Here is a 13463-nt window from a genome sequence, read left to right on the forward strand (position 1 = left end):
AGTATAGGCCAGCTGTCTTTCTGTCCCGAATACGACGAGCGCGACCGTATCGACTTTGTGTATTATAACAAGTCGCAACCTGTTGAATTGCTGAAAGCCGAACTCGTTGGGCCGTCTGGTTCCATCTATTTTGGCAAGCGCGGAGCCAACGATTCGAAAGATACCTTTATCGAACCAACAGGAACTTGGCCCACTGATCATAAGGGAAACCTTACCACACTTAAAGTTCGCGTGAAGAAATAGGCGCGACATAAGATTGTAAATACATAGTTAACATTAAGACGAAACCACAATATGAAAAGGAATAAACCCACAATGAGGCGTTGGATATACGCACTCTTCATAGCCGCTTTGTGTGGCAATATTGCTGCTTGCGGCGATAAAGATGAAGACAACACTCCGAGTTACAACCCCAATGTGCCTGTAACCATCAGCCGTTTTACGCCTGCCGAGGGCAGCGAAGGCCAAGAAATGGTTATCTATGGCACAAACTTCGGACTCGACTCTACACAGGTAAACGTAACGATTGGCGGAAAGAGAGCCAAGTTAAGTTACGTAAAGGCCGACAGTATAGGCTGTATTGTGCCTTATTGGACTGAGTCGGGACGGTTTGAAGTGGAGGTGAAGGTGGATCAACAATCAGCCAAGGCCACTACAAAGTTTGCATACGCCAGTCCGTTGGTGGTGCGCACACTGATAGGCTACCGTATAAGCGACGGCGACCCAGGATGGAAAGACGGCAAGTTTGGCACTGGCAAGGACGATGGTTCGGCCACTTTCGGCAAGCAAGCCGCCTTTATGAAGTTCGACCCGCAGAACCACGACCACCTATATGTTGCATACGAAGATTTCGATTATAGTGGCTTTGGTGTGCAACTCTTCGATTTGAAGGCGAAGACTGTTACTACCGTGATGCACGGCAGTAAGTGTTTCGAAGGCAAACGCTTACGTGCAATAGACTTTACGGCAAAGGGCGACATGGTGGTTGCCACCGACCGCGACGACAGCGGAGAGCGTTCTACAAGCGTATGGATTGTTAAACGCAACGCCGATGGCAGCTTTACAGACGAGTCTAAGTGCGAGGTGCTGGCCGCTTACAAGCAATGTAACACTGTAGCCGTGCACCCTGTTAACGGAGAACTATACTTCAACAGCTACGGCAACAATGCGATTTATCGCCTTGACGTGGCCAAATACTATGCCAATGCCTCGGAAACAACTCCTTGGGACCCATATCTCACGGGCAACAACTATGAGCAAATGCTCTCCCTTGGTGCTAGTCGTTGGAACTTTAACATCACCATGCACCCCACAGGCAAGTACGCTTACGTAATAGCACTGAACCAACACTGCATCTATCGTATGGATTACGACGAGGCTACCAAGCGTTTCAAGCAGCCTTACCTCGTTTCGGGGCAGCAAGGTGTGAAGGGATGGGCCGATGGTAAGGGCGACGGTACGTTAATGAACTTCCCCTATCAAGGCATATTTGTGAAGAATGCAGACTACGTGGCACAGGGCAAGGAAGACGTTTACGACTTCTACTTCTGCGATTACGATAACTATTGCGTGCGTTACCTCACACCCGAAGGTCGTGTTCGCACCTTTGCAGGGCGCGGAGCAACGTCGGCAATGGGCGATGGCAACACTTGGGGGCCAGATGATGGCGACTTACGAGAGACGGCACGCTTTGGAAGTCCTACGGGCATTGCCTATGATGAGCGTACAGAAACATTCTATGTTTTCGACACCTATTATAAGAGTGTGAGAACAATAAGCCGTTGAAAACACACCTTTAACCATACGTGGCATCGCCAAGCCTTTTAGGTTGCATGGCCAAATGGTTGGCGATGCCACGGCAGGTTACTTGTTTGGCGTCTTTCGCATAGAGAGACGGTATGGCCTGAAGATAGATAACGTCAACTGTTATTGACGATATTCACAGCATAAAAACAACAGAGAAAACGATGAAACGAATAAAAGTCATTCTGCTAGGTTGGGCGTTTGTAGCGAACATTAGTCCGTTACAAGCGCAAGGCTTGTCGATGTCGCTTAGCCTAAAAACGCCAGGCAATCCGTCTGAAACGCGCCAATTGCAACAACAAGGGCAGTGTTGGACGACCGATGGACCATTAAGCGTTGTGTCTTCTACTACGAAAGACGGCGACGACGAACTGCTGACTGTCACCCTCTCGGCGCGCGAAAAGGTGTATTTCCACCTCGAACTCAGCCTCAACACAGGCTTGTCGTCTAGCGAGACAGAGTTTTACATGCCTGGTTTCTGGTATCATCGCAACATGCGCTCACCCCAAGAGGCTCCTTCTTTCAAAACGAGTAAGCATTGGTGTTTTAGAGAAGACCGTATGTCTACACCGTTAACTAGTGCTTTTAACCCACACGATGGGCAAGGCATATCCGTATTGCGCGTGTTAGACACACCTTGCGACGTACAAGTTCAGCTAACTACGGGCGAGATAATACTTCCTGGACGCACATCCGTGGGTTATGCAGGTTTCGACGGCGAGGGAAACACCGTGGCCTTAAAGTTTGGCTATCCTTATAAGGAAACTCCCAAACGATATATCCGCAAACTAACACTCATAGACCCCGTAACGGCTTTTGCCAAGCTAGAAAAGGGTGAACAGCAAACCTTGCGTTGGCGCATACACCGCTATAAAGCTAATGATTTCGGCAGCTTTGTTACGCAAGTGTGGCAATATTGCTACGACCGCATGCAGCCACAACCCCTGAAAAGTGCCTACACGGGTGCAGAAGTGAAAGCTGCCCTCAGCGATTACTTCCGCCATTCGTTCGTAGACCGCTACCCATTGAAATACAATTCGGGGCTCTCACTTCGGGTTAACGACTGCCTACCGGAAACAGAAATGCAGATAGGCTTTTGCGGACGTGTGTTGCTTAATGCCTTCAACGAGATAGAATACGGTGTCGAAACAAAAGACGAAGACCTTGTTAACAAGGGGCAAGCCATCTTCGACAGTTTTCTGAGCAACGGATTTGGGGAAGGTGGCTACCTGCACGACTTCGTAAACTTCCGCGATGGTTTCCCAAAAGAAAGCATCCATTCCATTCGTCAGCAAAGCGAGGCTGTGTATGCTGTACTACATTATTTAAAATATGAGAAGAGCCACGGTCGTCGCCACATAGAATGGGAGCGGCGCATACGTACCATTCTCGACAACTTCGTTGCCTTAATAAAAGGTGATGGTCACTTCGCTCGCAAGTTTAAGTCTGATGGAACGGACGTCGACGCATCGGGAGGTAGCACTCCTTCGGCAACCTCAGCATTGGTGATGGGTTGGAAATACTTCGGCAACAAGAACTATTTGCAAGCCGCTCGCCGAACGGTAAGCTATGTGGAGAAGAACATTATCTCGCAAAGCGACTATTTCTCGTCTACGCTCGATGCCAATTGCGAAGACAAGGAGGCCGCCATTGCCGCCGTAACAGCCACCTATTATCTGGCTATGGTTACCAAGGGCGAGGAGCGAAAGCATTATATCGAGCTGTGTAAGCAAGCCGCATACTTCGCCATCTCGTGGTATTACACGTGGGATGTGCCTTTTGCGCCTGGGCAGATGACGGGCGAACTGGGACTGAAAACACGCGGGTGGGGTAATGTTTCGGTAGAGAATAACCACATAGACGTGTTTGTTTTCGAACTTCCTCACATCCTTAGCTGGCTGGCTCAGCAAACGGGCGAGCAGCGTTTTAAGGGCATGTACGATGTTATTACGTCTTCGCTTAGTCAGCTGTTGCCTGTTGCCAACAACCTTTGCGGTGTGGGTAAGCAGGGCTTCTATCCCGAAGTGGTGCAGCATACCACGTGGGATTACGGACACAATGGCAAGGGATTTTATAACGACATCTTTGCGCCTGGCTGGACGATTGCCTCCCTTTGGGAACTATATTCGCCTAATCGTACAACAGATTTCTTGAAATAATACGGCTGTTTTTCGGTTTGTTTGAATAATTTCGTACCTTTACGCAACAAACTAATGCAGATGAAGAGAATAAGATTGATGATAGCAGCGTTGCTTCTGCTTGTCGGAAGACAGGCAGGAGCAACATCCTGTTCAGGCATATCGGCGTGGAGTCGGGACTGTCGCAAAGTACCGTGCTCGCCATCTTGCAAGACCGAACAGGCCTGATGTGGATAGGTACGAAATCTGGACTAAACCGTTACGATGGCACCTTATTTAAATGGTATTACAGTTATCCCGACGGACATAGCCTAGGCAGTAGCTATATCAACGCGCTTTTCGAAGACGCGAACGGCCGAATATGGGTGGGAACAGATTGTGGCGTGTGGATTTACAGTCCATTGACCGACTCTTTCAACCGTTTCGACAAACGAAGTGCCGACGGCGTGAGCATCACCAACATGGTGAACGTGATAAAAGGTCATGGCGACAAGATATACATCACGGCTAACGAACAGGGCGTTTTCTGCTACGATTTACGCCGCAACCACCTTTCGCACTTCCGATTAAAGGGATATCCCAACGTTGCAGGCATGGCCATTGGCGACAACGGAGCGGTGTGGCTCGGGCTTTTCGGAGGCGGACTATACACCACCGACCACGCCTTTCGCACGCTTACGCCCTTTCGCACACAAGATGGGCAAACGCCCTTTGCAGGAAACATTGTTTCGGCCATACTGCCCTTGGGCAACGGGCGCTACGCCATTGGCACCGACCGACAAGGACTTTCGCTTATAGATGCTGCACGCCACAGTTTCGAGCCCCTAGTAACCAGTATCGAAGGAAAGGAACTTTTCGTGCGTAACCTTATACTAAGTCATCGTGAGGTATGGGCGGCAACCGAGCAAGGCATGCTGGTTTACAACCTAGACACCCACGCCATACAACACTTTACCTACAATCCCACAGACCCTTTCTCCATATCCGATAATCCGCTTTATTGCCTCTACAAAGACCGCGAGGGCGGTTTGTGGGCTGGTTCTTATTTTGGCGGACTGAATTACTTGCCTGCCATACACCCCGTTTTCGAACGTTTTGTGCCACAAGGTAGCGCAAACGGACTACATGGACGGCGCGTGCGAGAGATGGTTATGGACAAACAAGGGAGAATATGGATAGGAACAGAAGACGGCGGACTGAACTGCATGGAACCCGACAGCGAAACATTTAGCCATATTGCAGCTAGCAACGCCTTCCCAAACGTGCATGGACTTTGCGTGGACGGCAACGAATTGTGGGTGGGCACCTTTGCCTCGGGCCTAAAAGTTATTGATACGCGCACCCACCAAGTAGTGAAATCGTTCAAGGCCGACGGCCGTTTGGGGTCGCTCCACGATAACACCATATTTAGTATAGCGCGTTCGCCCCAGGGCGTAATGTACCTTGGCACCATACGCGGATTATGTACCTACGACGCCAACACCCAATCTTTTGTCTACGATAAAGCCGTGCCGCCCGTGCTCATCAACGATGTAAGTTTCGATTCGCACGGAAACCTATGGCTAGCCACACAAACCAATGGCGTATTTATGCGCCACAATGGCCGTTGGACAAACTTTAAAGCAACCCAATCGGGGCTTACTTCAAACAAGGCCCTGAGCATTTACGAAGATAGCGAAGGCACTATTTGGGTGACCACGCAGGGCGGTGGCGTGTGCAGGTTCAACTTTTCCACCCGCCGTTTCAAACCTTTACAGCAAGGTGTACTTAACAGCACGTCTACGTTTTTCCGCATGGAAGAAGATGGCGATGGTGTGCTTTGGCTTTCAGGCTATGCTGGTTTCGTGCGCTACGACCCCCATAGCGGCGACGTACGCACCTATAATAATAGCACGATGCTGCTCGACAACCAGTTTAACTATAACTCATCACTTATTGACAAGCGTGGACGCATTTACTTTGGAAGCCTTAGCGGCATTGTGCGCTTTTCGCCTTCGGCATTGAAAAAAGAACAGCGCATGCCCCGACTTGTGGCCACCGATTTATATATAGGCAACGAACATGTAGACAACTTCACAAAGGGCACGCCCTTGGAACAGAACATTGTGTTTACTCGTAAACTATCGTTGGCCTATAACCAAAACGCGTTTAGGTTACATGTTGTGCCCCTAAGCTATTCAAGGCAAAATTGGGGCGCGTTAGAATACAAGCTCGAAGGGTTCGACAAGAGTTGGCAACCTATGGGGGGCAGACTTCTTTATGACCTACGCCAACCTTCCTGCTGGCTCTTATCAGCTAATTGTGCGCATGAAAGACCAAAACGGAAAGGCTTATCCTGGCGAGTATAAGCTAGACATCGACGTGCGCCCATTCTTCCTATTCTCCATTTGGGCCAAACTATTCTATGTGGTTTTGCTCGCCGTTTTGGTGTGGTTGATGATGCGTTATTGGAACCGTCGTGCCGAAACGCGTCGCCGACAGGCTATGGAGGCCTTCGAAACGCGCAAAGAACAAGAACTATATCAAAGCAAGATACACTTCTTTACCAACGTGGCGCACGAGATACGCACGCCGCTTACGCTGATTTTAGGGCCGTTGGAAAACATTCTCGGCACGCAGAAGGTGAAAGACAACGATGTGAGAGACGATCTCAACATCATGTACGAGAATACGCAAAGGCTTACCGACCTGATAAACCAACTGCTGGATTTTCGCAAAACTGAGAAAGACGGCCTACGCCTCAACTTCGAATATTGCAACCTCACGAAACTGGTTACCGATACATATAACCGTTTCCGTTCGGCTATGCGCGAGAAGAACATCAACGCCACGTTATCGTTGCAAGGCAACAATTTGCATGGCTATGTTGACCACGAGGGCTTTACCAAGATTGTAAGCAACCTGATTAACAACGCTGTGAAGTACTGTCTGTCGTATATCTCGGTGACATTGAAGACCGACGACACGCAACTTTTCCTCACCGTGGCCAACGATGGCAACATCATACCCAGAGATTTGCGTGAAAAGGTATTCGAGCCTTTCTTCCATATCGACACAGCCGAACACTCCACATCGGGCACGGGCATTGGTTTAGCTCTCGCTCGTTCGCTAGCCGAACTGCACAATGGCCACTTACGCATGGGTGATGAGGCGGATATGAATGTGTTTGTGCTTACCTTGCCCTTGATGCAAGAAGTGCCCGTAAGGTTGGGAGGCAATGGAATAGGAGACGTAACGCCTGCGAAAGCTGAACTCACAATCACGCAAGTGGCGCATACCAAGCCGCATACCCTACTGCTTGTAGAGGATAACGTGCAGATGTTGGAGTACGAAAAGCGGTGCTTGGAAAAAGAATACAACATCGTTACGGCCACCGACGGCGAAGAGGCTTTGCTGCAAATGGAGCGTAACAACGTGAACCTTGTGGTTACAGACGTAATGATGGAACCTATGGATGGTATGGAACTGTGTCGTCGTATTAAGTACAACGTCGACCTTTCGCACATTCCCGTAATCATATTATCGGCCGTTACCTCCGAACGAGGTAAGATGGAGGGGATGGAAAGCGGCGCAGATGCCTACATCGTGAAACCATTCTCCATGAACTTCCTTTCTCAAACTGTGCAAAACCTATTGCGACAGCGCGAGGAAATAAAAAAGATGTACGCCACTTCGCCATTTGTTTCGGCGTCATCGGCCTCTATCAGTCCTGCCGACGCCGAGTTCTTGGAGAGGTTGAAGGCGGCTGTTATGCGCAACATCGGCAACAGCGACTTTAATGTAGACCTCTTGGCGGCCGAAATGAACATGAGTCGCACGAGCCTTAACCGCAAGGTGCGCGGCACGCTAGACCAGTCGCCCAACAACTATATACGTATAGAAAGACTTAAAGCGGCTGCCGAAATGCTTAAAACAGGCGACAAGAAAGTGAACGAAGTGTGTTACGACGTGGGCTTTTCTAGTCCAAGTTATTTCACCAAATGCTTTTACGAACAATTTGGCATTTTGCCCAAAGAATTTAATAAAGAACAATGAGACATTCAGCAAAACCCATTCTTACGGCGACATTGCTTGCATGGCTGTCGCTGTCAGCCCAATTTTCGTTGGCACAGACGTCGACTTACAGTAACCCCGTGATAGACAAGAGCGCGCCCGACCCTACGGTGATACGCGCCGAAGACGGCACATACTATCTTTATGCCACAGAAGATACGCGCAACGTGCCCATATACCACTCGACTAACCTTGTTGATTGGAAGTTGGTGGGCACGGCCTTTACCGACAATTCGCGCCCCAAATGGCTACCGAAAGGCGGTATTTGGGCTCCCGACATTCAGCGCGTTGGCGGTAAATACCACCTGTACTATTCTAAATCGGTATGGGGTGGTGAATGGGATGCAGGTATCGGCGTTGCTGTGAGCAATGGTCCTGCCGGTCCCTTTGTCGACCGCGGCTGTATGTTTACAAGCAAACAGATTGGCATTCAAAACTGTATCGACCCCTTTTATATCGAAGACGGGGGCAAGAAATACCTTTTCTTCGGTTCGTTTCATGGCATTTACGGTGTAGAGTTGAGTGCCGATGGCTTGCACGTAAAGCAGGGCGTTAAGCCACGCAAGGTTGCAGGAACGTTTATGGAGGCAACTTACATCAGGCGGCGTGGGGGATATTATTACCTCTTCGGGTCGGCAGGCACTTGCTGCGAGGGGGCTCGTAGCACGTACCGAATAACCATTGGCCGCTCTAAGAGTCTTTTCGGACCCTACTTAAACAAAGCTGGCCAGCGTCTGCTCGATAACCATTACGATGTGTTGTTGAGTAAGAACGACAATGTTGTTGGCCCTGGGCATAACGCAGGGCTGATTACCGACGATGCGGGCAACGACTATATGTTTTATCATGGCTTTAAGGCATCCAACCCCGATGATGGTCGGGTGGTGTGGCTCGACCGCATAGAGTGGGCCGATGGATGGCCCTTGGTAACAGGAAACGGGCCTTCGAAGACGGGCACAGCACCAACAGTGAAACAGGGTAGTCGTGGTGTGGCCACGCGTTCAGGGCTATACCCCAACGATTTCGAGGCCTATGTCAATGGCAAGCGCACACGCCTTTACACGTTGGTTAACCATAAAGGCATGGAGGTTTGCCTAACAAACTTTGGCGCGCGCATTGTTTCCATCATGGTTCCCGACAGGCGTGGCACACTGCGCGATGTGGTTTTGGGTTACGACAATATTGCCCAATATGCCGACTATCAGCATTTCGGGTCGGATTTTGGGGCGGCAATCGGACGTTACGCCAACCGAATTAACCAAGGACGCATTGTTGTAGACGGCAAAACAGTGCAGTTGCCTCGCAACAATTATGGGCATTGCCTGCATGGAGGCTTTACGGGTTGGCAATATCAAGTGTACGATGGTAAGCAACTTAACGACTCAACGGTGGAGATGAGCCTTGTTTCGCCCGATGGCGACAATGGTTTTCCCGGCACTGTTCGTGCCACTGTGCGTTATACACTCACGGCCGACAACGCCATTGACATTCGTTATGATGCCACAACAGATAAGAAAACGGTTATCAACATGACCAACCACTCGTACTTTAACCTCAACGGCAATCCTTCGCAACATGGCGAGAACCAAGTACTTTACATCAATGCCGACCGCTATACGCCTGCCGACACTACCTATATGCCTACTGGTCAAATGCTGAAAGTTGCTGGCACGCCTATGGATTTCCGCAAGCCTACGCCGTTAAGTAAAGACATCAACAACCAACGCTTTGCCATGACTCGCAATGCACGTGGGTTCGACCATAACTGGTGCTTGAATACTTGGCACAACGGACAACCCGACGAACGAGCTGTGGCGGCCTCGTTGTACAGTCCCCAAACGGGAATTATGCTCCAAGTGTTTACCAACGAACCTGGCATACAGGTTTACACGGGTAACTTTCTCGATGCCTCCTTTGCTGGTAAGCATGGCTATCGCTACCCCAAACATTCGGCCGTGTGCCTAGAAACGCAGCATTACCCCGATAGTCCTAACCGCCCCGAATGGCCTAGCGCATGGCTCGAACCTGGTAAAAAGTATAGCAGCCACTGCGTGTATAAGTTTTCTATGCGGTGAAAAGGCTTATAAAGGTGAAAAGGTGAAAGGGTGAAAGGGTGAAAAGGTGAAAGGGTGAAAAGATGAAAAGGTGAAAGGGTGAAAAGGTGAAAGGATGAAAGAGTGAAAGGGTGAAAAGGTGAAAAGATGAAAGGGTGAAAGGATGAAAAGGTGAAAAGGTGAAAGGATGAAAGAGTGAAAGGGTGAAAAGGTGAAAAGGTGAAAAGGTGGCTGTGCCTGCTGATGGACGAGTTGGTCTAGTATAACTAGAAAACCCAGTGAGACCTAGGAGGACTAGTATAGCTAGAAAGGCTAGATAAGAATGCTGGCCCACTTGTTAACTTGCCCACTTATTAACTCGTTCCCTTGTCTGCTTGTGATTGTTTGTTAATTGGTGTATGAAACTTCACCGATAAACAACAATCACAAGCTGTTTTTTATTTATTGCTGTCTGGGTAAATATTTCGTCTCGGCCTACTGTTAGAGAGTAAGGAATAATGAAGCCGTCTTGACTTTTAATATTTCTACAAACTGAGAGGGGTGCAAAACAAGTCAACTCACTGGCTTATATACTCACGAAAACCCAACAATCGCCGAAGACATCAACTTACTAACTCACCAACTCATAAGCTCACCAACTCATCAACTCAAAAACTCACCAACTCAAAAGCTCATCAACTCATAAGCTCATCAACTCAAAAACTTAAATCACTAACTTTTATTTTACAATAGCGTTATAAATTTCGCTCTGTTCTAGCGAAAATATAGGTAAAAAAGTAGGTAAAAAGCCACTTTTTCTACCCTTTCATGCCTTGGGGTTTGTCTATTTTTAAGCCTAGGACCTGCATTTAGCACCATTTTGCCTTTCTAGTTTGGTCGCCAGCTCGTAATTTTTAAAGTCCAATTACCCACTTTTAGCTACTAAAACCCCACCTTTTAATGGCTATTTTGCCCTTTTTAGCCATGTGTTTTATGGCTCTGAAAGGTTTTATTTATACAATTGCTGTGGAAGTTTATGCTTTTCGTCTCGCATTTAGCAGCATTTTGGCTTTCGTTTTGCACCAAAACACCTTGCGTTTTGCACCAAAACGCAAGGTGTTTTGGTGCAAAACGCACTCCATTTAGCGGCAAAACGCACTCCATTTTGCAGCAAATAACCCCGAAACTGGTGCAAATGGCGGTTGCTTTAAATAAAAATTCATTTTGCCAACATTCACATGCAACCCCTTTTTGCATCAAAACAAACCTTCGCGAGAATCGATTTTTTGCGATAAGGTGAGCGATTGGTGGACGAAAAGGGCACTCATAATGTTAAATTTCTTGCTAAAAACTAGACAAAACGAATTTGCAGTAAACACACGCGAGTGGGAAACGGCACAGTATAGAAATCTTAAATGTCAAGACGACTTCAATAATAATGGTCATTTAAAAGATTATTCATTGCGCCTAAGCTTATGAGTTTGTGAGTTTGTGAGTTTATAAGTCAATGAGTTTATAAGTTAATGAGTTTATAAGTTAATGAGTTTATAAGTTAATGAGTTTATAAGACAATAAAACTTACCAACTCTTAAACTAATCCACTAACATACCAACTCATAAACTTACCAACTCACAAACTTACCACCTCACCACCTCATAAACTAACTCACTATTCCTTTGGAGTAGGGGATTTCCTTTCGTGTTTAGGGAAAAACCTTTTGGCAGGGCTTATAATTGGGCTAACTTTGCAAATGTAAAAAGGGAATAAAGGCCAAAAGGCAATCCCCAAAGAGGCGGCCATAGGCTACCCCACAAAGACAAAGAGAGAGACAGAGGACCAAGACTGAGCTGGCCTCCAAAAAATTAGAATCGAGTTATAAACATCTTTAAAAAGAACGATTATGAAGAAGCTATTAATAACCCTGCTTACTCTGCTGGCTTATGCTTATCAGGCTAAGGCGATGAGTTTCGAACAAGCGCGGCAACAAGCCCTCTTCCTCACCGATAAGATGGCGTACGAGCTGAACCTCACCGACGACCAGTATGAGGCTGCTTACGAAATAAACCTCGATTACTTGCTTAGCATCGACCATTACGACGACCTCTACGGCATCTATTGGCGCAGGCGCAACCAAGACTTGGGTTATATACTATACGATTGGCAATATAGGGCATACTGCCAGGCCAATTACTTCTACCGTCCTCTTTACTACGACACTGGTTATTGGCGGTTCCGCATATACGCTCGCTATCCCTATCGCGACTATTATTACTTCGGTCGCCCCGTATTTTACAACACTTACCGCGGCACCAGCGGTTGGTATAACGGGAGCAGCAGGTACAGCGGAAGGCAATTCGGCGGAGGACGCAGCTATGGCATGCGCGATGGTTTCCAACGTGGCGACTATGGACGCGGATTTAGGTTTGGCGGCTTTACCGATAACAGCTACGACAATTACGGCTATGGCTACGACGCACCGCAAAGATCTTACTCTGGTCGCGACTATGGCACGTACAATTACAATTATCCTAGCCAGTCTAGGCGTTCGGGCAGCAGCCGTTACGGTTCAGGGCGCGATTTTGGTTATGGCGAAAGTTGGAATGATGGTTACGAGCGTCAAAGCAGCACGCGGAGTACGGCACGCATAAACAGTGATTACGACGACAACTTTGGCAGCGGAAACTTTGGGGGCGCACGTTATTTCAGTGGCTCTGATGCAAGTGGCTCGGCCGAAGTGCCCAACAGCAAGTTCAGCCCTAGCCGTTCGCAAGGCTCACAGCCTTCAACATCGGGACGTTCGTTCGGTGGAAACACAGGTGGTTCGTCTTTCAGCAATACGCAACAAAGCGTAACACCATTTAATTCCACACGTTCGCAAGGTGGTTCTACCCCTTCAACTTCCGGTCGTTCGTTTGGCGGAGCTAACAATAGCGGCACGACATATACGCCACAACATAACAATACGAACTCCTCGAACACCAACTCTGGCGGTGTGCACTTCGGGGGACGAAGATAAAAAACAATTAGGTATTAGGCTGGCTTTGCCATAGGCCCAGTATGTTAAGGGGATGCGGGGAAAGTAGTCGACTGGATGTTGGTTTATTCCCCAACTACATCCCATAACATAGGCAAAAGATTGAATAAGGATTGAATCTCAAATCAGGTATAGCATTAGAAAGTAAAGATTATTCAGGAAACAAAGAAAGAAAAGAGAGTTGTTAATGACAACGGGATGCTTTGTGATAAAGCATCCCGTTTTGCATTTTCCTGGTGTAAGTGGAAGGCTTAAAGTCAAAAAGAAATGGTTTAGGAATCAACCAATCGGGAATTGATGGTTAGAAGTAAATCCACCGCTTCCTTGTATTCCGCGATGTTTTCAAGAAAGCTCATCGCAGCTTGCCTGAACTCCTCCTTCGTTCTGCAAAGTAAGCATCC

4 protein-coding genes and 2 pseudogenes are annotated in these 13463 nt (G+C 48.1%); all 6 read left to right on the plus strand.

Going from position 1 to position 13463, the window contains the following annotated elements:
- Positions 1-243, plus strand: a pseudogene (locus BN93_RS14010) (endonuclease/exonuclease/phosphatase family protein); the annotation flags it as partial.
- A 51-nt stretch (positions 244-294) separates the two neighbouring features.
- Positions 295-1785, plus strand: a complete 1491-nt coding sequence (locus BN93_RS14015; RefSeq protein WP_019188949.1) for an IPT/TIG domain-containing protein — start codon at positions 295-297, stop codon at positions 1783-1785.
- Between the two features lie 182 nt (positions 1786-1967).
- Positions 1968-3962, plus strand: a complete 1995-nt coding sequence (locus tag BN93_RS14020) for a hypothetical protein (RefSeq protein WP_044260936.1) — start codon at positions 1968-1970, stop codon at positions 3960-3962.
- A 54-nt stretch (positions 3963-4016) separates the two neighbouring features.
- Positions 4017-7976 (plus strand): annotated as a pseudogene (locus BN93_RS14025) (two-component regulator propeller domain-containing protein).
- Complete coding sequence (locus BN93_RS14030) at positions 7973-10069, plus strand: galactose-1-epimerase (RefSeq protein ID WP_019188951.1); 2097 nt, start codon at positions 7973-7975, stop codon at positions 10067-10069. The pseudogene BN93_RS14025 and the gene BN93_RS14030 overlap by 4 nt, the downstream one beginning before the upstream one ends.
- Positions 10070-11928: 1859 nt before the next feature.
- Positions 11929-13044 (plus strand): hypothetical protein, encoded by a 1116-nt coding sequence (locus BN93_RS14040; protein WP_019188953.1) that lies wholly within the window; start codon positions 11929-11931, stop codon positions 13042-13044.
- Positions 13045-13463: the final 419 nt, after the last annotated feature.

This window comes from Prevotella conceptionensis 9403948, assembly GCF_000312305.1.
Lineage (GTDB): Bacteria > Bacteroidota > Bacteroidia > Bacteroidales > Bacteroidaceae > Prevotella > Prevotella conceptionensis.

Bases quoted from the DNA above. Each gene is read 5' to 3' on its own strand.
- BN93_RS14015 (WP_019188949.1), top strand. From the start codon at position 295: ATGAAAAGGAATAAACCCACAATGAGGCGTTGGATATACGCACTCTTC.
- BN93_RS14020 (WP_044260936.1), top strand. From the start codon at position 1,968: ATGAAACGAATAAAAGTCATTCTGCTAGGTTGGGCGTTTGTAGCGAAC.
- BN93_RS14030 (WP_019188951.1), top strand. From the start codon at position 7,973: ATGAGACATTCAGCAAAACCCATTCTTACGGCGACATTGCTTGCATGG.
- BN93_RS14040 (WP_019188953.1), top strand. From the start codon at position 11,929: ATGAAGAAGCTATTAATAACCCTGCTTACTCTGCTGGCTTATGCTTAT.